The following is a 20,143-nucleotide window of genomic DNA, read 5'->3' on the forward strand; positions in this document are numbered from 1 at the left end:
CGCTTCGCGGGCCCCCAGCGACCTAGGGAGTACGCGCCAACGGCAAAGGGAGTACGCGCCAACGACCAAGGAAGTACGCGTCAACGATCAGGGGAGTACGCGCACATGACAGCCAGCAGCAGTACAGGTGCAGCCGCTCCGGATGCGGGCGCAGGTGGCACCACTTCCGCCCCGGGGTCCGAACCGGCAACCGAGCCGGCATCCGAACAGGCCCGCGCGGCAGCGGACCTGGCACACCGGCTGCGCCGTGACCTGGAGGGCGAGGTCAGGTTCGACGACTACACCCGGCATCTGTTCGCGCGGGACGCCAGCATGTACGCGATCACGCCCGTCGGTGTCGCCTTCCCCCGGCACGCCGGGGACGTCCAGGCCGCCACCGCGGCAGCGGCCGAGTACGGCGTACCGCTGGTGCCGCGCGGCGCCGGTACCAGCCTCGCCGGGCAGACCGTAGGTCCAGGGCTGGTGCTGGACATGTCCCGGCACATGAACCACATCCTGGAGCTGGACCCGGAGGCGCGCACCGCACTCGTGGAGCCAGGGGTGGTGCAGGACCAGCTCAACCGCGCGGCCGGGCGCTCCGGGCTGATGTTCGGGCCCGACACCTCCACCAGCAACCGCGCCACCCTCGGCGGGATGATCGGCAACAACTCCGCGGGCAGCGGCTCCCTGCGCTACGGCATGACCATCGACCACGTACGCGCCCTCGACATCGTGCTCTCCGACGCGAGCCTCGCCCACCTCGCCCCCGTCGACCAGGCCGAGGCCGCACGCCGGGCCCGGGACCGCACCCTGGAGGGCGCGCTCTACCGTGAACTGCCGCGGATCGTAAGGGAGAACGGTGCGGCCATCGCCGAGGGCTTCCCCGCCTTCTGGCGCCGCGCCTGCGGCTACCGGCTGGACCGGCTCGCCGGGCTCACCGGACGCTCTGGGCTCCCCGACCTTTCCGGCACCTCCGACCTCTCCGGTACCTCCGACATCCCTGGGCGTTCCGGGCTCGCTCCCGCGGCCGGGTCCGTCGACCTGGCGAAGTTCGTCGTCGGTTCCGAGGGCACGCTCGTCCTGGCCACCCGTGCGCTGGTCGACCTGGTGCCCAAGCCGTCCCGTACGGTCATCGCCGTCGGCCACTTCACCTCCGTACCCGCCGCCATCGCCGCCACCGAGTCAGCGCTGAGCTGCGATCCGGCCGGTGTCGAACTGATGGACAGGACGATCCTCGAACTGTCCAGGCAGCGGATCGAGTACGCCTCACTGGGCGCCCTCCTCGAAGGGGACCCCGAGGCGCTGCTGTTCGTCAGCTTCACCGGGGACGACGAGCGGGAGCTGACCGGGCAGTTGGAGCGGCTGACCCGGTTGTGGGCCCGGCACGGTCACGGTTACCACACGCTCCAGGCGGTCACCCCGGCCCAGCAGTCGGCCCTGCTCAAGGTGCGCAAGTCCAGCCTCGGCCTGCTGATGGCCGCCAGCGAGGGCACCCGCCGCCCCCTCGCCTTCGTCGAGGACACCGCCGTGCCACCCGCCCATCTGGCCGAGTACACACGGCGGTTCAAACGGGTACTCGACCGGCACGGCCTGACCGCCGGCTTCTACGGGCACTGCTCCGTCGGCTGCCTCCACGTGCGGCCCTTCGTCGACCTCGCGGACCCGGCCCAGCAGCGGACCATGCGCGCGGTGGCCGAGGAGATCAGGGACCTCGTCGGCGAGTACGGCGGCGTCAACTCCAGCGAACACGGGGACGGGCTGGCCCGCAGCGAGTTCAACAGGCAGGTCTTCGGCGAGCCGCTCTACGAGGCCATGCGCGAGGTCAAAGGGCTCTTCGACCCGGACAACCTGTTGAATCCCGGCAAGATCGTGGACGCGCCCCCGATGACGGACAACCTGCGCGACGCCGCGCTGCCGGCCCCGGGACCGCTGCGCACCCGGCTCTCGTTCGAGGTCGTCGGCGGTATGCGGGGCGCAGCCGACCGGTGCATGAACATCGGGCTGTGCCGCAAGAGCGGCAGCGGCGTCATGTGCCCCTCCTACATGGCCACCCGCAAGGAGGAGGACTCCACGCGGGGCCGGGCCGGAGCGCTGGTCAAGGCACTCTCCGAACCCGATCCCCGGCAGGCCCTCGGTGACGAGCGGCTGCACGAGATCCTCGACCTGTGCCTCATGTGCAAGGCGTGCAAGAGCGAGTGCCCGCTCGGCGTCGACATGGCCACCCTCAAGAGCGAGGCGCTCTCCCACCACCACGACCTGCACGGCACCCCGCTCCGTTCCCGGATCTTCGGCGCGATCCGCCTGCTGAACCGGCTGGGCTCGGCGACCGCCCCCCTCTCCAACCTCCCCGGCCGCATACGCGCCCTGCGCCGCCTCATGGAACGCACCCTGGGCATCACCGCGGAACGCCCGCTTCCGGTGTTCGCCCGTACGAACCTGACGCGCTGGTTCCGGCGCCGTGGCGCGGCGGGGCGCGCGGTGCGCCGGGTTCGCACGACGGAGGCGGGCCTCCGGCCGGGAACGGCCACGTGGGCGGAGGCGGACCCCCGGGCGGAGGCTGGCCACCGGGCGGAAGCGGGTCCCCGGGGTGAGGCGACCCACTCGGCCTCCCACCCGCAGGGCGAAGTGACCTTCCTGGCCGACTCGTTCACCACGTACACCGAACCGGACATCGGCCGCGCCGCGATCGAACTGCTGGAGCGTGCGGGCTGGCGCGTCCGCCTGGAGAGCCGGGGCTGCTGCGGACGCTCCAGCCTCTCGAAGGGGCTCGTGGACGACGCAAAGACCAAGGCGGCCAAGCTCGCCCACCTGCTGGCCGAGGAGACCGAACCCGGCTCACCCGTAGTCGGCTGCGAGCCCTCCTGCCTGATGACCCTGCGCGACGAGCACCGCGCGCTGCTGCCGGACGATCCCGCCGTACGCGACATCGCCGGCCGCGTACGCCAGGTCGAGGAGCTGCTCGTCGAGGCCATCGACGACGGCCGCCTCCCGCTCCGCGCCGACTCCGCAGCGGCTGGCCGCCGCCTCCTTTACCACGGCCACTGCCACCAGAAGGCCGAGGTCGGCACCGCCGCCACGGTGGAGCTGCTCTCGCGCCTCCCCGGCGCCCACGTCGAAGAGGTCGACGCGGGCTGCTGCGGAATGGCGGGCTCCTTCGGCTTCGAGTCCGAGCACTACGACGTGTCCCTGACCGTAGGCGGGGACCGCCTGTTCCCCGCCGTCGAAGCGGAGCCATCCGACACGGTCATCGTCGCCACCGGCGTTTCCTGCCGCCAGCAGATCGCCCACGGCACCAGCCGGGAGGCGGTCCATCCCCTCCAACTGGTGCGGGAGGCACTGGATTCGGCATGAGCGCCGCGGCCGGTCAGCGCCCGGCCCGCCGCCCGGCGTCCGCTCGCCTAGAAACGGGCGAGCGGCGCGGCGGCGTGGCTGACGGGAACGGTGTGGGTGATCCAGGTCGACGTGCCGCTGCGCAGGTGGAGGAGGAAGGACGTCGGCTCCGGCAGATAGTGCGGCACGTCGCCGCGCAGCGCCAGCCCGCTTTGCAGGTATGTACTGGGCGCCGTGGCCAGGATCGTTCCCCCGAAGGCGGCGGTGACGGGCCGGTGCACATGGCCCGCCAGAACCCGTGCGACATGGGGATGCCGGGCGAGTACGTCGGCCAGGTCCTCGCCGTCGTCCAGACGCATCCCGTCCAGGAACGGGACACCGATCGCCAGCGGAGGGTGGTGCAGGCAGACGACCGCCGGAACCTCGGGCCGGCGGCCGAGCAGCGCGTCCAGCCAAGCCAGTTGCGCTGCGCCCAGGTGACCGCCGGGAGAGCCGCGCACCGTCGAGTCCAGCACGACGAGCGTGAACGCGGCATGGTCCACCGCGTACCGTGCCCCCGCCCCGTCGTCGCCCAGAAAACGCGTCCCGGCGAACTCGTGCAGCAGCGCCTGCGGATCGTCATGGTTGCCCGCCACCAAGTGCAGCGGCAACGGGAATCGAGCGATCACCTCATGCAGCGCCCGATACGCCTCCGGGTCACCCCCGTCGACCAGATCGCCGGTGACCACCACGCAGTCCGGCCTCGGATCGAGCGTCAGCACCCGCCCGAGCGCCCGGTCCAGTCCCTCCGCCGGAGCACCGCCGAGCGGGCCCGTCGTGAGGTGCGGATCACTGAGATGCGCAACGGATACACCGGATATGGTCACCCCCATACGCTCCCCGCCCATCCCACGCGCGGCAACCGGTCTCGCCCATGGCGAACTACGCCTTCCTGTCCGGCCGTTGACGAGCACGCGCCGCCCGGTCACGGTCGCCACGTCAGCTCAGCAGTGAACGTCCGCCACGCACCCGCACTGAAGTGCTGCGTCCCGCGTGCGGGGACCTTGCTGTCCCGTACGGCGCGGCCTCCGTCGGCGGTATGCGCTACTTCGACGCAGTCGCCCGTGCTCCGCTGCGGAGTACGTGGACTTACGGAAGGGGGTGGTAATGGCTGGGCGGTCACGGTCTTACAGCTCCTTACCGAGGGATTCCAGCGTGTTTCGGAGAAAGGACTGACTGAGTTTGGGAGTCAGTGCGTTGCGTTGCAGTTCTTCAAGGCGTGCGCGTACAGCGCGATCTGTTCGGGCCCTTCGGCGATGGCGATGTTGCCGGAGGTGTCCTGGCTAGCAGTTGTAGGCGACCAACCGCCATCGAACGAGAGCATGATGAATGCCGGAGCACATCGGGTGGTCGCCCACTCCGAGGACGGGAGCACCTGGACCGTGGTGGCGCGGACTTCTACTCGTTGACGCGCTGGCGCAGGGGTGGGGCGTGCGGCAGCGCGCGAGCGCTGGGAAAATGGTGTGGGCGCACCTGCCCGTGAGCGGCACGTGGTGAGTTCGTCCTGAATAAGCCGCCGCGACAGGTCATGGTGCGGCATCATGCCGCATGAGTGAACTGCCACGCGAGGAGTTCTCTACTTTTCTGTTAAGAGGCTCAACACACCTGTCTGCGCCGTGAATCCGGGGTGCGTACACTCCGCGTGCGTTGAGCGCGCTGTCCGGAAAAATTCGTGCCGAATGCGCCCCCGGCTCTCGGTATCAGGTCCACGCCGGTTATGTAATCCCGTGCATACCACTCGTTTCCGCTGCACATCGCGAGCCGGGGCGTGAACGGTTTATTCGCCGGGTGGCCCGAAAGTGCCTGACGAGGCCTTGCCATCTACCGAGCGGCTCGCGAGCATGAAAGTCAGGCACGGGAGTTAGTGCAGGTAGAAGGATGATTCGCGACTGCACCTTCCGTTCTCCGCTGCACAAAATTGCCGGTTTCTGACTACTCCTTCGGAAGCCCCGAGTGCCGCCGAGCGCCGGCATCTCAGGGGCTTGCCAGTCGAAAGGTCGGCGGCTGTTCGTCTCTCGATGGCAGATTCAGCTTGCCTGTTGGCTCGTTTGGGGTATCGGCCGCGGCACCGGGATTGAAAGCGAAGGTGATCGGTGTGAGTGTTTCTGAGGATCTTATGGCGGCGTCTGTCACTCAGCCGACCGCGGTGTCGCTACAGGCGGGGCTGTACGACTTCGGGTCCTTCATCGACGGTGAAGTCGCCCGGGACGATGACGCTTGGACCTACTCGGTCCGGGCTTCGGCGCTCGTTGACGATCCGCTGGGAGCCACCGCCTATAAGCGGTCCCTTGATCAGGGAAAGATGTCGCCCGAGGAGTATCCGGAGATCGTGCTGGGCCGCTGTGCCCTGGCCCGGCCGGAGATGATGGAGAAGGCCGTTCTTGCTGCTTCCGGGGCTGCTGCTCGGTGGGCGATGGTTCCGTTCGAGCAGCGGCTGACCTTCGCTGACAGGTTCCGTCGGCGCGTCAAGGAGCATGCCGGGCAGTTGATCGATCTCTTGGTGGGAGAGGGACATCCGCTGCGGCTGGCCAGGTCGGAGATCTCCAATGTTCTGGCGTTCTTCGGTCCGGAGACTACCCGGTGGTGTGCCGAGCAGATGCAGACCAACGTGGAGAGCGGGCAGCGTCGGCTCATGCTGCGCCGGCGGCCGGATGGTGTGGTGTGTGTGCAGCCACCTCAGAACACGCCGCTGATCAGCGTCGCCGCGGCGCTACAGGCGACGATCGCGGGCAACTGCCTCGTGATGAGGCTGTCGCGTCAGGCTCCACTGACGGCGATGTATCTGGTGCAGCGCGTGGCCGCTCCCGCTCTGGCGGAGGCAGGAGCACCTGCCGGGGCTCTGTCGGTGCTGTGTGCCGAGCCCGCGGCCACCATGAAGACGTGGCTGGCCAGTCCGCTGGTCGATGACATCTTCTACTTCGGTGACAGCACCCGGGGGATGCGGCTGCAGTCGGACTGCCTGAGGCGTGGAAAGAAGCCGGTACTGGAATTGGCGGGCAACGACATCGTCGTCGTCTGGAAGGACACGGAACTACCGTTGGTGATCGAGGCACTGTCCGAGTCGTTCTACGCGGCAGGGCAGATCTGCTGTGCGCCCAACGTCGTGATCGCACACCCCGAAGTGGCGGACGATCTGCTCGACCGGCTCCAGGCATCGGCACGGGCACTGCGCCCAGGGCCCCCCGACGACCCGGAAGTCGTACTGACCCCCACGCCCAGTGGACCGGGTTATGACGCGGCGCTCGCCGATGCGCGCGCGCAGGGCGCGCAGGTGCTGTGCGGAGGAAGGCATCTGGACGTACACGGTGAAGAGCGGGACACCGGCATCTTCCTGGAACCGGCCGTGGTGCGGGCGGACGGTCTCAGGCGCGCGAGCCGACTGCGCTCAGTGCGCCAGGAAACGTTCTTTCCCCTGCTCACCGTTGTGGTGCCCGACGCGAACGAGGACGAGCCGCTTCTCGACAGGGTCCTGGAATTCGCCAACGCCAGTTCCTACGGTCTGCGCTGCTCCCTGTGGGCGCGGGACGCGCACGTGACCGAGCAATTCCTGGGAGGGATCAGCTCTTTCGGGCAGTTGCGCGTCAATGACTCCCACCTGGCGCCGACCCCTTATCTGCCGAATCATGGCGGGACCGGGCTGAGTGGTGGCGCATTCGGGGAAGCGAACTATCCGATGCTGCGCACCAGTCACCTTCAGACGGTGTCGGTGGCGGAGGCGGTCTCACCGCGCGAGGCCCTCTCCGAGGTCTTCGACCGGGAGGTCGGCCTCAGCGGCGTCGCTCTCGGGCCCAGGCCGGTGGCGCGTGCGACGGGGGCGCATCCCGCCGGGTGGCCCCCGCCGGACCTCCCGGGAGGTCTGCCGGCCCCGTTCACCCCACGGTTCCAGCAGGACCCTCATCCCACGCTGCGGTGGCTGCGCGAGAACCGGCCGGTGAGCCGCATCGTCGCCCCGGACGGTGCGGGCTGGCTGCTGACCCGCTACGACGATGTGCGCCAAGCCCACCGTGACAAACGGATCAGCTGCGACAGCAAACGCACTCCGGCCGGCATCCTGTGGGGCGGAGAGTGGCCCGATGAGCTGCGCAAACGTCTGTTCACCCACCTCCTTGACACCGACGATCCGCGCCACGGTGAACTACGACGTCTGATGAGTCCGCTGTTCACCGCCAGCCGGCAGGGGCAGTGGCAAACGAAGATCAGCGAAATCGTCAACGCGCGGATCGACCGCATGGCGCCCCGCGGCCGGGGAGACCTCATGAGCGAGGTCGCCTACCCCCTGGGAGCGCATGTTCTGTTCTCCGTTCTCGGAGCTCCGGTCCCCGACCTCCCGGTCCTGCGAGCTCTCACCTGGCGCCTGGTCGACTGGAACACCACGGTGCCCTATTTCCGGGCCCTGACCTATCAGGCCGACGCGATGATGGCCGACGTCCTGGCCGACAAGCGACGCCGCCCCGGCCACGACCTCTTGTCCCTGCTGGTACGCGCATGCGACGAGGAGGGCCTCATTACCGCGGACGAACTCGAAGGCATGTTCCTCCTGATGCTCGTAGCGGGGCAGGACCCCAGCATCAACAGCGTCGGCAACAGCATGCACACACTGCTCACCCACCCCGAACAGGCGGACCTGTTGCGCGCAGACCCGGCCCTGCTCACCACGGGAACCGACGAGCTGCTGCGCTTCAACAGCCCGCTCACGTTCACGAGTTGGCGCGGCACCCTGGAGCCTGTCGAGTTCAGCGGGGTCACCGTCCCCGCCGACGAGTCACTGATCGTCTCCCTCGGGTCCGCCAACCGCGACGCGGCCCATTTTGACCAGCCCGACGCACTCAACCTGAGCCGTACGCCCAATCACCATCTCGCCTATGGCCACGGCATCCACTACTGCCTCGGCGCCCAGATCGGCCGGCTCACCGCGGAGACCGCCATCAGCACCCTCCTGCGCCGCCTGCCGGATCTGCGGCTTGCGGGCCCGGTGCGCTGGAGGCCGGGCCAGTTCGAACGCGGCCTGGAAGCCCTGCCCGTGACGTGGGATCCGTGCAAGGTCCAACCGAGTTGACAGTTCTGCGGGCGCGGCTGCGCTGAATCGGTCGTGGCCGAGGGCATCGCCGCGCGGCACGGACGATACGACCGTCCTGCCCTGTCGGGATCCGCTGGGAGAGAGGGAGGAACGCATCCGTGACCAGAGAAGAGATCGTGCGGGGCTTGAGCGACATCCTCCGCGACGTCACCGACTTGGCGCCCGCACGAATCGACGAGGACCAATCCTTCATCGCTGATCTGGAGATCGACTCACTGCGCATGGTGCAGATCGTCGTGACGGCTGAGGACAGGTTCGGCGTCACCATCACCGACGAAGAGGCCTGGGAGCTACGGACGGTCGCCGATGCGGTGACGTTCATCCAGCTCGCGCTGGCTGCCGAAGTCGAAGCGCATCTCACCGGCGACGGAGCGCCTGGCTCCGCACACAGGTGACGCTGCTTCCACCGGAAGGGAGTGACGTATGGACAGCTTCGTGCAACGCCTGCAAGAACAATCGGCAAAATACGGCAACGGCCGATGGTTCGCGTTCGTTGAAGACCGCCGGGGCGCTGTGACGGAAACGGGGCGCCTGTCTTACGCGGGGCTTGAGCAAAGGGCCCGGGGCCTGGGCGCGTGGCTGGCGGAAGCGGGGATGACCGACAGCCCGGTGCTTCTTCTCTACCCGGCCGGTCTGGAGTTCTTGAATGCCTTCTTCGGTTGCCTCTACGCACGGTCTGTTGCCGTTCCAGGTCCGCTGCCGGCCACTGATCCGCGTGCCCTGGAACGGGCTGAGAAAATCATCCGCGATGCGGGTATCCGTCTGATCCTGACCGACGCCTCCAACGAGGACTGTCTGCGGCAATGGCTGCGACGGATCGGCTTGGACGGACGTGTGGGGTGTGCCAGCACTGAAGGAGCCCGGTTGCCGGTCCATCGCAACTGGTCCGATCCTGCGGTGAATGGGCAGACCACTGCCTATCTGCAATACACCTCGGGCTCCACAAGTGAACCGAAGGGAGTGGAGATCAAGCATGCCAACCTGATGCACAACTCCCGTCAGATCAACACTGTTCTCGGCTCCCCCCGCACCGGGACAGGTGCGGGATGGCTGCCCCACTACCACGACATGGGCCTCGTGGGGCAATTTCTTCAGCCGCTCTACTCGGGCGGGAACTTGGTCTTCTCCTCTCCCATCACCTTTGTCGCGCGACCGGTGATCTGGCTACAGATGATCAGCCGGTACCGCGCCGGGTTCACGATGGGCCCCAACTTCGCCTACGAGTGGCTGGTGCGGGGAGCCCGTGAGGAAGACCTCGCCTCTCTGGACATCTCCTGTCTGGAATGGGCGCTGAACGGCGCAGAGCCGGTCCGCGCCTCCACCCTGCGCAAAGTCTCCGAACGGTTCGGGCCCATCGGATTCCGCCCCCGGACGTGGGCGCCGGCTTACGGCATGGCCGAGTCAACCGTGCTGGTGACCGGAAACCGTCGTGGACAAGGGCCACGCACCGGCCACTTCGACCCCACCATGCTCGAACGCCATCGCGCGGTGCCCGTGCGCGGCGGACCCGGGAGCGGGGTCGAGCTTGTCTCCAGTGGCTCAGCTGTGGACGCCGATCTGCGCATCGTGGACCACGAATCCCGAGCGGTGCTTCAGGACGGGCAGGTCGGTGAGATCTGGGTGGCCAGTGAAAGCGTCGCCCAGGGGTACTGGAAAAATGAAGCTGCCACCGAGGAGACGTTCCAGGCATGTCTTGCTGACGGCACAGGCCCGTTTCTGCGCACCGGTGACCTCGGATTCCTGGACGACGGCAGCCTTTTCATCACCGGCCGCCTCAAAGAGCTCATTATCTTCAACGGCAGGAATCTCTATCCCCAGGACATCGAAGAAGCCGGGCGCGGTGCGCACCCTGCTGCCGGGCCTGCTGCGGCTTTCGGGGTGGACACCGGTCGCGAACACATCGTGCTCGTACAGGAAATCTACGACCAAAAACTCGACGGCCTCTCCTGTGGAGCAGTGGCTTCGCAGATCAGGAGAGCTGCCGAGATCGCAGCCGGCGCCCCGGTCAGCCTTTTCCTGGTACCGCGCAACAGCGTACTGAGGACCACCAGCGGCAAAATCCGGCGCCAGCGGATCCGGGAGCTGCTCCTCAGCCGGAAAATCAAGCCTCTCCGGGTGGAGGCACCCCCGAGTATCCGCTCGCTCACCCCTGAATGTTCCGGCTCCGGAACAAGCACCGGTCGACCGGAATAAGCCCGGAGCATGGACCACTCCACGCTCCGGTGCATCATCGCACAACGACCGTGAGGACGGTAAACATGGCACATAACCACCGCCGTGGATACGGCCTGTCACGCTATCTGCGTGACATCACCGAGGGCACGAAGGATTTCGTGGACAACACCATCGGTGACTTCGACGGCTGGGACCGTGACGGGGACGACACCCGCTCCACCGCCAATACGGCCTCGCGCCAGGAAGGCCGTAACACCAGCCGAACCGCACCTCAACTCCCCGCTCAGGGGCGGACCCCTGAGCGGGAACAGCTCGAATCACAGCTCACGGATCTGACGGCGGAACTGAGCCGCCTGGTGGGGGCTTTGGAGCAGCAGAAATCCGGCTCAGCACCAGGGGATGCAGGGGACAAGTAACAGCCCCGGCGGCGCAGCGGTCGCTGCGGCCACTGCGCCGCAAGATCGGGCCGCTGAGGCCGCGTCCCGTCGCGGTATGAGACAGGAAGGATTCCGTGCACATTCACAGCGATCAGTGGCGCTCGGGCGACCCTGAACAGCACCGGAAGAATCCGTTGGAAGCGCCGACTCCCTCGCCGCACACCACCGTTTTGCCGGTGCACGAAGTGATCAGAAGGGATGGGGCCTTCTACGACGGGGCGGGCAAAGGGCCGTTGTGTCTGGAGGACTTGATGGCCGACCTGCGGTCCGGCCGGTGCTTCCGTGTGACGGACCTGCCAGGTGAACGGGACTGCACCCTGGAGATGTTGCTGGATGTCGTATCCGTCGCGCTCACGGGGGAAGAGGCAGTACCGGCGCCCACGTGCGACAGCAGCCGCGCGGGCGGGAAACGGCCCAGGGAGCAGCAGGGGTGATCGGCTCGCGCGCCCGGCTGCTGTGCAAGGTGCTGGCTCAGACGACCGCACAGGAGCTTCCGGCATGTCGCCCTGCACGTCCGCGCGGCGAGGCGGATCCACCCCCCGCCCAGCGGCGGGCAGTGGAGATACGTAAGGCCCTGGAACAGCTCGGGCCGCTCTACATCAAGGTCGGCCAGATCCTCTCCACGCGACAAGACCTGATTCCGCAGACGTTGGCCGCCGAGCTGGAAGGTCTGCACGACCAGGTCACGGTCCAGCCATTCACCGAGATGGAAGCCGTACTGGAAGGAGATTTGGGGTCGGCCTGGGCCGGGCGCTTCCGTGACTTCAACATGCGTGCACCGCTGGGCGCGGCGTCATTGGCCCAGGCATACGAAGCGGTACTCACCACCGGCGAGCGCGTCGTGGTGAAGATCCAGCGTCCTGGTGTCAACGAGATCATCAGCCACGACATGCGCCTGCTCAAGATGGCCGCACGGTTCGGTGCCCGACGTGCCCCACTCTTCAACATGACCATTGATGTGGAGGCCATGCTGGGTGTCGTCTTCGATGCCATGCGGCCGGAGTGCGACTTCACCCTCGAAGCGGCCAACATGGATTTCGCCCGCCGGTCGGCGGCTCGTTTCGACAACCTGAGCGTCCCGGAAGTCCTTCACGCGACTCCTCGCGTCCTGATCCAGAGCATGGCACCGGGGACGAGTATCCGGGACGCGGATCCCAGCGCCTTCAAACCGGAGGAGCGAGAGGCCATCGGGACCAATCTGCTGGCCTTCATGTACCACGAGTACTTCACCGACCGCAGGTTCCATGCCGATCCGCATCCGGGAAACGTCTTCGTTTGCCCGGGCGGGCCGACCACGTTGATCGACTGGGGCATGGTCGGTCACATCGACCGGCGGGTCAGCATGAGTGTCGTACTCATTCTGCTCGGGCTGGCACGGAATGACGGGTCCGCGGTCGCGGGCGGCTGGCTGGAGATGGGGAGGCCCACGCCGTGGGCCGATGTGTCCGGATTCGGCCAGGACATGGCATCCCTGGTCCCCAAAATCCATGCCTCGTCCCTGGAGACCCTGAATTTCGGTGCCTCTCTCGGAAACGTTCTCCAGTGCTCCACCAAACGCGGTATTCAGACCAACCCGATGATCTCCGTCCTGGCGAAGTCCTTCTCCAATATCGAAGGCTCCGCCCGCTACCTCGCGCCTGAGCTGTCCGTCACCGACATCTTCACCCAGAACATGCGCGGCATCCTGTTCGCCTACGCGAAAGAAGCGGTGTCCGAAGAGCAGATTGCCACCCAACTGATGCAGGTCATCGCCGCGTCTGGATCCGTTCCTGGCGAACTGCGCGGAATCGCCAGAGCGCTTTCGCAGGGAGATCTGAGGATCCAGGTGGGCGAAGGCCAGGGGAGAACCTCCCTCGTCGAAATACGGAAGGACGCCCGAACCCGGCACGTGGCGCGCACCCTCCTGGCAGCCGGCGCTCTCGCCTGGTGGACGAACTCGCGCTCCCGTAGACGCGATTGACCGGCCAGTCCACAGTCCGACTCCGTGCCGGCGCCGTCCACTCACCTTTCGTTTCTGTCCCACATCAAGGAGCAACGTCCCACGGCAAGGAGCAACGTTCATGACCGACATCAACGAGGTCCTCACGCGGTGTCTCACCGACGGTCTGGGCCTCCCAGCCGACGGCCTGCACCCCGAAGCCACTTTCGACGACCTGGGTCTGGACTCACTCGCTCTTCTGGAGCTGGCTGTCATCTACGAGGACAAGACCGGCCATGAACCGACCGGTCTGACCGCCTTGTCGACACTGGCTCAGGCAACTGCCTTGCTGGCCTCGCACCAGGCCGACAGCACAACCGAGGCAGGGACATGACGGCCGAAGGGGCAGCTATTACCGGTATCGGGATGGTCACCCCATCGGGCGTGGGCGTCCAGGCATCCTGGGCGGGAATCCTCTCAGGGAAGCCCACGGCGGAGGTGGACGACGAACTGGCCGGCCTCCCGGTCGCCTTCTCCTGCCGCGTCCCCGACCTCGACGCGTGCGCGCGGCTGACCTCCCGCCTGGCGCTGCGCCTGGACCGCTTCACCCAGATGGCGCTCATTGCCGCCCATGAGGCCGTCGCCGACGCCGGCCTCAACTCCGAGGCGTGGCACGGCGAACGCGTGGCCGTCGTCATGGGCGTCGGCACCGCAAGCTTCGACCGGTTGGAAGCAGAGGTCATGAAACTGGCCTCCGACCAGGTACGCAAGATCTCCCCCCTCATGATCCCCCGCAGTATCCCGAACATGGCCTCCGGTGAAATCTCCCTCGCTCTCAAAGCCCGCGGCCCCAGCTTCGCCACCAGCACCGCCTGCGCCTCCGGCGCCACCGCGCTGGGCACGGCCTTGCTCCTGCTCCGCGCCGGCGCCTGCGACATCGCGATCGCCGGTGGTGCCGAATCCGTCCGCAACCGCATCTCTGCGGTCGGCTTCTCCCAGCTGGGAGCGCTCTCCACCCGTTCGGGCTCCCCCGCCGCGGCTTCCCGCCCTTTCGACACGGGCCGGGACGGATTCGTCCTCTCGGAAGGCGCCGCCGTACTCGTACTGGAACGTCCTGCCCACGCCCGCGGCCGTGGCGCCCGAACAAGAGCGATCCTGTCCGGCTACGGCGCCACCTGCGACGCACACCACCCCACCGCGCCTCCTGTCGACGGCCGCGGAGCCGCGGCAGCACTGCGCATGGCCCTGGCGGACGCCTCTCTGACGGCCGACGACATCGGCCACATCAACGCCCACGGCACCAGTACCCCCCTCAACGACGCCGCTGAATGCCAGGCCCTGCAGGCCGTTTTCCCCCAGCCACCCCCCACGACGTCGAACAAGGGCGTCTGGGGGCACTCGATCGGCGCCGCGGGTGCCATCGAGGCGGCCGTCACAGCCCTCACCCTGGAACACCAGCTCCTGCCACCCACCGCGAACCACACACAGCAGGACCCGGCCTTCGACCTCGACATCGTCACCGGCAGCGGACGGCACCACCAAGTGAGAGCCGCGGTCAGCAATTCCTTCGGATTCGGCGGGCACAACGCGGTACTGATCCTCACCGTCGGGTGACGCCGTCCACCGGCAGGGGCCCGCCCGGCGGAGGCGTCAGTGGGCGGTGAGGCTGCCATCGACGACCAGTTCGGTGCCGGTGACGAAGGAGGACTCGTCGCCGGCGAGGAAGGGGATCGGGGGAGCGGCCTCCTCGGCACTGCCCGCGCGGCGCATCGGGGTGCGGGCGATGTCCTGCTGCTGGCCGCGTTCCTCGTCCAGGACCTCCAGGACCTCCTGGACGAGAAAGGCGATGATGCCGGGGTGGAGGGAGTTGACCCGTACGCCCTGAAGCGCATACAGCGACGGCTGTGGTCTTGGTGAGCAGGCGCACGGCGCCCTTGGCCGCCTGGTACGCCGCGGACCCGCTTCCCACGAGGCCCAGCACGGACGAGGTGTGGATCACCGAGGCGTTGCCGACGACGCGCAGCAGGGGCATGGCTGCTTCATTCCGAGCCAGGTGCCCTTCTGGTCGATGGCGATGACGCGGTTCCGCGCGTCTTAGTCGGTGTCCTCGATGCCCGGCCAGTCCACGATGTCGGCGAAGTTGACGAGGACGTCCAGGGTGCCGAACCGTTCGCGTACGGTGCCGATCACCTCGTTCCACTGCCGTGCGGAGGAGACGTCCAGGCGCGGCGAGCACGTCTGCGCCGGTCGCGGCGATCTCCTCCGCCAGCGCGTGAAGGGGTTCCTCGGCGATGTCGGTGAAGGTCAGCCGGACGCCTTTGCGGGCGAAGAGGCGGGCGGTCGCCGCGCCCATGCCCCTGTCGCACCGGTGATCAGTGCGGTCTTGCGGTCGAGCCGCTGTCCCGTCATGGCGGTGTTGCCTTCTTTCTTGGTCGTGTGGCCGGGATGTCCGCTCACGCGGCGGTGAAGCCGCTGTCGGCGGCGACGGCGCCGGTCATGAAGCTGGAACGTGCGGAGGCGAGGAAGCCGATGACCTCGTTGAGTTCTTCCGGCTGCGCAACGCGGCCCAGCGGATGCGCGTCAGCGAAGGAGCGCAGACAGGCGCGACTGTCGTCGAGCATGTCGGTCTCGATCACGCCCGGTGCCACGACGTTGGCGCGGATGCTGTGAGGCCCGCCCCCCAGCGCGATGACCTTGGTCAGATGGGCGAGGGTCCCCTTGGACGCCGCGTAGGCCGAGCCCTCGGGCAGGGCGACGGTGCAGGGAGGCGCCGAACTGGGCCACGCCCATGGGGACGAGTGCGAGTCCGGCGGTCAGGGGGCCGAGGCGCAGTCCTTCCTGGAGGGCGAGGGACATTACGAACATCCATGAGCTGAAGCCGAGGAAGATCGGCAGTCTGACCGTCAGCCCCTGTCGCACGCCCCGTTCCCTTCTGTCTCAGGCGCCGGCTCCTTCCCGTCTTAAGCGCCGGTCCGGGGCTCCGCATCATCCGATCGGTTGACTTCGGCATGGCCCTGCGGAGGCATCGCACCGTAACCGCGTGGAGGAACGCCGATCTCCCCGCAGGCACCGAGGCTTCTGGTAGCACCGCGGAACGGCGGGAGCACTCGCTCGCGCAACCCCGCTTCCGCGGAACGCGAGACAGCAGACGGCGCGTGCGCGCGCCCCGGAAAAACCCGTGAGGAAACGTCATGCCTGCCAAAAACGTTGAGGTCAACCGAGCGTCCCTGGGACACCGCGTCGGCTACGCGCTGCGCCACCCCCGCCGGGTGCCGCGCTATCTGAAGCGGTCAGCGCGCGACACCTGGCTGCGCTTGCGCTGGCCGGACCACGTCGGCTATTACCGCGTCGTGATGCGGTCCGACACCCGCGCGGACCCCGACGCGGCGGTCGGCAGCCTCAGCCGTGAACGCTGGCTGGCCCTGGGCGCTATGCAGTTCGACTATCTCCACGGCCACGGACTGCGCCCCGGTCACCGGATGCTGGAGATCGGATGCGGCAATCTGCGTGCGGGGTGGCGGTTCATTGAGTACCTGGACCCCGGTCATTACCACGGCATTGACATCTCCCCTGACATTCTCATCGCCGCGCAGGACACCCTGGAGCGACAGGGGCTCCAGGACAGGCTGCCCACGCTGACTCCAGTCCGTGATCTCACGCTGCGCTTCCTGCCGACCGCCCACTTCGACGTCATACACGCCCACAGCGTCTTCTCGCACTCCCCGCTGTCGGTGATCGAGGAGTGTCTGGCCCACGTCGGGCGGGTGTTGGCACTGGACGGCTGGTTCGACTTCACCTTCGACCGCACCGAGGGAGCGGAACACCAGGTGCTGCGCGAGGACTTCTACTACCGCACCGAGACCCTCGTCGCGCTGGCGGCGAAGCACGGACTCGCCGCCCGCTTCATGGACGACTGGGAAGAACTCCCGCACGGCCAGTCCAAGATCCGCGTCACCCACGCCACGTCGGGCGCAGCCCACGGGACCTCGGGTACGGCCGAGCGCTAGCCGGGTCCCGGCGCCGGTCGCGTTACCCCGCCCTGTGCCGGGGCAACGCCCGTCCGCCACGTCGGGCCACCGCGTCCGGCATATGCCCGAGGTGACGCGTCCGACACCTGCCCCCCGGGGCCACGTCCGACGCGGGAAGCCGCCGAACACGGGGACGGGAGCGTCTGGTCGCCGGCGTGGAACGGCGGCCGTCCCGTCCCTACCGGTCGCCTCGGACCCGCTCGGCGAGGAAGTCCTCCCAGGTGCGGGTGCCCACCGCGCGGTCGGGGTTGAGGTTGGCGCCCTTGCGGTAGGCGCGTGCCGCCCGGCCGGGCGCTCCTACCCGCACGAGCGGTCGGCGCTTGCCGCGTGCCCGCAGATAGTCACGTATCAACTCGTCCATGCCGTACACATAGGGTCCTGCGATGTCGGGCACGCGTCCGGCGGGCTTGTCGAGCGCCAACTCCACCAATTGCGCCGCCACTTCACGGGCATCCACCGGCTGGAATTTCACCCCCTTCGGGACAGGGACGACCGGCATCTTCGTCAGCTGCTGGGCCGCCGTCAGAACGAAGTCGTGGAACTGGGTGGCGCGCAGGACCGTCCACGGCACCCCCGAATCCGCGACCACGGCCTCGGCGGCGCGCTGCGCGGCGAAGTAGCCGAACATGGCGCGGTCGATGCCGCTGACCACCGGTATCCGGTCAGCTCCTACGACGGAGATGTGCACCAGATGCTCGACACCGGCCGCTGAGGCTGCGTGTACCAGATGTCGCGCCTTGCCCTCGTCGCCCTTCGCGCTGCCCGCACAGTGCACGATCGTCCCGATACTGTCCAGGGCGGCGTCCAGGCCCTCGCCCGTGGCCAGGTCGCCGGTCACGTACTCGGTGCCGTTCCCGGACGAGTGGGGCTGCCTGCTGAGCACCCGCACCGGCTGGCCCGCGTCCCGCAAGAGCGGCGCGACAAGGCTGCCCAGCGTGCCTGTGCCGCCGGTGAGGAGGACGGGTGACGTCATGGCTGCTCCCAACTCGTCCGGGACGGGAGCACTCGCGGCCTCCCGCCGCACCCGCTGCTTCCGGGTGCTACCTCTATGACTCCTCGGACGGCAGGAATGTGACAGCGGGCGTGCGCCGCGTGCGGAGGGAGCTCAGGCGGTGGTGAAGCGCAGCTCCGGGCGCTCCCAGGAGATCTTCGGCGGCGACGGAGGGACGGTGCCGATCCGTTCTGCCCCCAGGCGCCGGTAGAACCTCTCGGCCGGGGGATGGGAGACGACGCGCACCTCGTCCAGCCCGTGCGCACCGGCCTGGCCGATCATGTGCTCCACCAGCAGCCGCCCGACGCCGGAGCCCTGCGTCTCGTCGGCCACGAAGATCAGGTCGAGTTCAGGCGGGTCCAGCACGAGGGAGTAGAACCCCTGGAGCCGGCCCTCTCCAGGCCCGCCGTCGCCTCTGCCGGACTCCCCGCCTCTGCCGGGCTCTCCGCCTCTGCCGGTCTCCGGGTCTCTGCCGGGCTCCCTGCCTGTGCCGGTCTCCCCGTCTCCGAATCCCCCGTCACTGCCGGATCCCCCGTCTCCGTATCCGGCGTCCTCGCCTCCGCCGACAGCGGCGAAGACCTGGTGGCGGGCTATGTACGCGGACGTGACCCGGTACCCCGAGAGGATCGTGGCGTAGTGGCCCCGGTAGGCGCTGGAGGCGTGCATCAGCGCGGTGAGACGGTCCGCCTCGTGCGGCGCCGCGCGTCTGATCGTCGTCGAGAACATGCGCCCGCAGTATAGTACCGAGAGTCCTAGTGGTCCTTACCTGTCAGGGTGCCGTCGGCCCGCAGCTCCGCGAGCCGGTCGAGGGCGTCGCGCGCCGAATCCCGTTGTCCGTCCGTCAGGGGGAGGGCGCTGGCCCGGGTCAGCGCGCCGGCCGCCGTCGCGTCGTCCCCCAGGCGGCCGGCGACATCGGCGCGCAGGACGAGCAGGCGCAGCAGCTCCTCGGGTGCGGGCTGCTCGTCGGTCAGGTTCAGCGCGCGGTCGAGGACCTTCGCCGCGCTCGTCGCGTCGTCCTTCGAGTCGGCGAAGAGCGCCGCGTGGTGCAGGGCGCGCGCGAACGTCCCACGGGGTGGCGGTCGGTGGTGCTGCTCCTCGCTGAGGGGCTGTGCGATGCGCAGGCAGTTGCCTCCCGGGTCGGACATGAGGAACTGCCGCATTCCGTGCGAGGTGTCGGCCAGCGCGCCGATCCTGGGCAGCCCCCGCGTCGGTATCCGCCCGTACGCCGCCTTGAGCCCGGCCCGGAACGCGGTGTGCAGTGCGTCCACGTTGTCGGTCTGGACGCAACAGGTGCTGTACGAGGCGCTGGGGTCGTAGTGCTTCATCCCGAAGAAGTGGAGTTGGATGCCGCCGCGTTCGACCACGGCGTACGGGTTGGGGCTCTTTTGCTGGAAGGTCACCTCGAACGCGAGGGCCCTGTAGAAGTCGAGAACGGGCTGAAGGGTCGGGCAGGGCAGGATCGGCACGGTTTTCTCGCTCATGCGCCCACTCTAGTCAAATTTGAATAGAAAGGGAGGGGTGGAACGGGAGCGAGCTTGCGCGGGGCCGCCACGCACCGGGGGCAGATGGACGAGGCCGCCGTGTGTCGGGCGCGGAACCCCGGTCCGCCCCCGTGGCGCGGCACAGGATGGGACTCATGGCGACACAGATGAGCAAGGACGAATGGCAGCGCTTCCTCTCCGTGGGCACCCGCACGGCAAAACTCTCGACGGTACGCGCCGACGGCCGGCCGCACATCGCCCCCGTGTGGTTCGTGCTGGACGGCGACGACGTCGTCTTCAACACCGGCACCGACACCGTCAAGGGCCGCAATCTGATCCGCGACGGACACATCGCGATGTGCGTCGACAACGAGCACCCACCGTTCGACTTCGTCGTCCTGGAGGGCACGGTGCGGGTCAGCGAGGACCTGACCGAGCTGCGCGACTGGGCCACGCGCATCGCGGCCCGCTACATGGGCGCCGAACTGGCGGAACAGTTCGGCGCCCGTAACGGCGTCCCCGGCGAGATGCTCGTACGCTGCCGGCCCGACAAGGTCATCGCGCTGTCCGGCATCGCGGACTGACCCGCTGCGGCGCCGCGGCGTACGGCGGTGCGGCGGCGTACGGCGCTGGGGTGGCACCTCGGCCGCTCCCGGCCCGGCGGCGTACGACTACGGGCGTTCCGGGC

General features: G+C 68.3%; 19 protein-coding genes and 1 pseudogene. 11 read left to right on the plus strand and 9 right to left on the minus strand.

What is annotated here, in order from left to right; genetic code table 11:
• Positions 1 to 105: 105 nt before the first annotated feature.
• Positions 106 to 3,330, plus strand: coding sequence for an FAD-binding and (Fe-S)-binding domain-containing protein (locus NMN56_RS00625; RefSeq protein WP_274039844.1), 3,225 nt, complete (start codon positions 106 to 108; stop codon positions 3,328 to 3,330).
• A 47-nt stretch (positions 3,331 to 3,377) separates the two neighbouring features.
• Here the strand turns inward: NMN56_RS00625 and NMN56_RS00630 are convergent, their stop codons facing one another.
• The 3 genes from NMN56_RS00630 to NMN56_RS00640 form a co-directional block, all read right to left on the minus strand.
• Complete coding sequence (locus NMN56_RS00630) at positions 3,378 to 4,175, minus strand: phosphodiesterase (protein WP_274039843.1); 798 nt, start codon at positions 4,173 to 4,175, stop codon at positions 3,378 to 3,380.
• Between the two features lie 98 nt (positions 4,176 to 4,273).
• Positions 4,274 to 4,471 carry a DUF397 domain-containing protein gene (locus NMN56_RS00635; RefSeq protein WP_430542436.1) on the minus strand — a complete coding sequence of 66 codons (198 nt, stop codon included), beginning with the start codon at positions 4,469 to 4,471 and terminating at the stop codon, positions 4,274 to 4,276.
• Positions 4,472 to 4,537: 66 nt separating this feature from the next.
• Complete coding sequence (locus NMN56_RS00640) at positions 4,538 to 4,672, minus strand: hypothetical protein (RefSeq protein WP_280842628.1); 135 nt, start codon at positions 4,670 to 4,672, stop codon at positions 4,538 to 4,540.
• 708 nt (positions 4,673 to 5,380) lie between these two features.
• On the opposite strand from NMN56_RS00640, the gene NMN56_RS00645 reads away from it, so the two are divergent.
• The 8 genes from NMN56_RS00645 (at position 5,381) to NMN56_RS00680 (ending at position 14,569) form a co-directional block, all read left to right on the plus strand.
• Positions 5,381 to 8,404 (plus strand): aldehyde dehydrogenase family protein, encoded by a 3,024-nt coding sequence (locus NMN56_RS00645; protein WP_280842627.1) that lies wholly within the window; start codon positions 5,381 to 5,383, stop codon positions 8,402 to 8,404.
• A 119-nt stretch (positions 8,405 to 8,523) separates the two neighbouring features.
• Complete coding sequence (locus tag NMN56_RS00650) at positions 8,524 to 8,820, plus strand: acyl carrier protein (protein WP_274039840.1); 297 nt, start codon at positions 8,524 to 8,526, stop codon at positions 8,818 to 8,820.
• Between the two features lie 28 nt (positions 8,821 to 8,848).
• Complete coding sequence (locus NMN56_RS00655) at positions 8,849 to 10,618, plus strand: fatty acyl-AMP ligase (protein WP_274039839.1); 1,770 nt, start codon at positions 8,849 to 8,851, stop codon at positions 10,616 to 10,618.
• A gap of 65 nt (positions 10,619 to 10,683) precedes the next feature.
• Positions 10,684 to 11,016, plus strand: coding sequence for a hypothetical protein (locus NMN56_RS00660; RefSeq protein WP_274039838.1), 333 nt, complete (start codon positions 10,684 to 10,686; stop codon positions 11,014 to 11,016).
• 197 nt (positions 11,017 to 11,213) lie between these two features.
• Positions 11,214 to 11,471: a hypothetical protein gene (locus NMN56_RS00665; RefSeq protein WP_280842626.1), complete on the plus strand. Its 258-nt coding sequence runs from the start codon at positions 11,214 to 11,216 to the stop codon at positions 11,469 to 11,471.
• The gene (locus NMN56_RS00670; RefSeq protein WP_274039836.1) at positions 11,468 to 12,997 is read left to right on the plus strand and encodes an ABC1 kinase family protein; all 1,530 of its coding nucleotides are present in this window, start codon (positions 11,468 to 11,470) and stop codon (positions 12,995 to 12,997) included. The genes NMN56_RS00665 and NMN56_RS00670 overlap by 4 nt, the downstream gene beginning before the upstream one ends.
• Before the next feature lie 100 nt (positions 12,998 to 13,097).
• Positions 13,098 to 13,349, plus strand: a complete 252-nt coding sequence (locus NMN56_RS00675) for an acyl carrier protein (protein ID WP_274039835.1) — start codon at positions 13,098 to 13,100, stop codon at positions 13,347 to 13,349.
• A complete protein-coding gene (locus NMN56_RS00680; RefSeq protein WP_274039834.1) occupies positions 13,346 to 14,569 on the plus strand; it encodes a beta-ketoacyl-[acyl-carrier-protein] synthase family protein in 1,224 nt (407 codons plus the stop codon). The genes NMN56_RS00675 and NMN56_RS00680 overlap by 4 nt, the downstream gene beginning before the upstream one ends.
• A 36-nt stretch (positions 14,570 to 14,605) precedes the next feature.
• Here NMN56_RS00680 and NMN56_RS00685 read toward each other — a convergent pair whose 3' ends face one another.
• The 3 genes and pseudogenes from NMN56_RS00685 to NMN56_RS00695 form a co-directional block, all read right to left on the minus strand.
• Positions 14,606 to 14,851: an SDR family oxidoreductase gene (locus tag NMN56_RS00685; protein ID WP_347178564.1), complete on the minus strand. Its 246-nt coding sequence runs from the start codon at positions 14,849 to 14,851 to the stop codon at positions 14,606 to 14,608.
• Positions 14,852 to 15,259: 408 nt separating this feature from the next.
• Positions 15,260 to 15,412: a hypothetical protein gene (locus NMN56_RS00690; RefSeq protein WP_274039833.1), complete on the minus strand. Its 153-nt coding sequence runs from the start codon at positions 15,410 to 15,412 to the stop codon at positions 15,260 to 15,262.
• Positions 15,409 to 15,714, minus strand: a pseudogene (locus NMN56_RS00695) (SDR family NAD(P)-dependent oxidoreductase); the annotation flags it as partial. The pseudogene NMN56_RS00695 and the gene NMN56_RS00690, both read right to left, overlap by 4 nt.
• 432 nt (positions 15,715 to 16,146) lie before the next feature.
• Here NMN56_RS00695 and NMN56_RS00700 point away from each other — a divergent pair.
• Entirely contained in the window at positions 16,147 to 16,962 is an 816-nt protein-coding gene (locus NMN56_RS00700; RefSeq protein ID WP_274039832.1) for a class I SAM-dependent methyltransferase, read from the plus strand.
• A gap of 199 nt (positions 16,963 to 17,161) precedes the next feature.
• On the opposite strand, the gene NMN56_RS00705 is transcribed toward NMN56_RS00700, so the two are convergent.
• From NMN56_RS00705 to NMN56_RS00715, 3 genes are all read right to left on the minus strand, one after another.
• The gene (locus NMN56_RS00705; protein ID WP_274039831.1) at positions 17,162 to 17,956 is read right to left on the minus strand and encodes an SDR family oxidoreductase; all 795 of its coding nucleotides are present in this window, start codon (positions 17,954 to 17,956) and stop codon (positions 17,162 to 17,164) included.
• Between the two features lie 132 nt (positions 17,957 to 18,088).
• Positions 18,089 to 18,700, minus strand: a complete 612-nt coding sequence (locus tag NMN56_RS00710; protein WP_274039829.1) for a GNAT family N-acetyltransferase — start codon at positions 18,698 to 18,700, stop codon at positions 18,089 to 18,091.
• A 26-nt stretch (positions 18,701 to 18,726) separates the two neighbouring features.
• Complete coding sequence (locus NMN56_RS00715; RefSeq protein ID WP_274039828.1) at positions 18,727 to 19,455, minus strand: bleomycin resistance protein; 729 nt, start codon at positions 19,453 to 19,455, stop codon at positions 18,727 to 18,729.
• A gap of 155 nt (positions 19,456 to 19,610) precedes the next feature.
• Here NMN56_RS00715 and NMN56_RS00720 point away from each other — a divergent pair, with 155 nt between their 5' ends.
• A complete protein-coding gene (locus tag NMN56_RS00720; protein WP_274039827.1) occupies positions 19,611 to 20,039 on the plus strand; it encodes a PPOX class F420-dependent oxidoreductase in 429 nt (142 codons plus the stop codon).
• The last annotated feature ends 104 nt before the right edge of the window (positions 20,040 to 20,143 follow it).

It is taken from the genome of Streptomyces iconiensis, assembly GCF_028657195.3.
GTDB lineage: Bacteria > Actinomycetota > Actinomycetes > Streptomycetales > Streptomycetaceae > Streptomyces > Streptomyces iconiensis.

What these genes read in the sequence shown, in the direction of transcription:
- NMN56_RS00625 (WP_274039844.1), top strand. Translation starts at nt 106, where the DNA reads ATGACAGCCAGCAGCAGTACAGGTGCAGCCGCTCCGGATGCGGGCGCA.
- NMN56_RS00640 (WP_280842628.1), bottom strand. Translation starts at nt 4,672, where the DNA reads ATGCTCTCGTTCGATGGCGGTTGGTCGCCTACAACTGCTAGCCAGGAC.
- NMN56_RS00655 (WP_274039839.1), top strand. Translation starts at nt 8,849, where the DNA reads ATGGACAGCTTCGTGCAACGCCTGCAAGAACAATCGGCAAAATACGGC.
- NMN56_RS00660 (WP_274039838.1), top strand. Translation starts at nt 10,684, where the DNA reads ATGGCACATAACCACCGCCGTGGATACGGCCTGTCACGCTATCTGCGT.
- NMN56_RS00675 (WP_274039835.1), top strand. Translation starts at nt 13,098, where the DNA reads ATGACCGACATCAACGAGGTCCTCACGCGGTGTCTCACCGACGGTCTG.
- NMN56_RS00680 (WP_274039834.1), top strand. Translation starts at nt 13,346, where the DNA reads ATGACGGCCGAAGGGGCAGCTATTACCGGTATCGGGATGGTCACCCCA.
- NMN56_RS00700 (WP_274039832.1), top strand. Translation starts at nt 16,147, where the DNA reads ATGCCTGCCAAAAACGTTGAGGTCAACCGAGCGTCCCTGGGACACCGC.
- NMN56_RS00705 (WP_274039831.1), bottom strand. Translation starts at nt 17,956, where the DNA reads ATGACGTCACCCGTCCTCCTCACCGGCGGCACAGGCACGCTGGGCAGC.
- NMN56_RS00710 (WP_274039829.1), bottom strand. Translation starts at nt 18,700, where the DNA reads ATGTTCTCGACGACGATCAGACGCGCGGCGCCGCACGAGGCGGACCGT.
- NMN56_RS00715 (WP_274039828.1), bottom strand. Translation starts at nt 19,455, where the DNA reads ATGAGCGAGAAAACCGTGCCGATCCTGCCCTGCCCGACCCTTCAGCCC.
- NMN56_RS00720 (WP_274039827.1), top strand. Translation starts at nt 19,611, where the DNA reads ATGGCGACACAGATGAGCAAGGACGAATGGCAGCGCTTCCTCTCCGTG.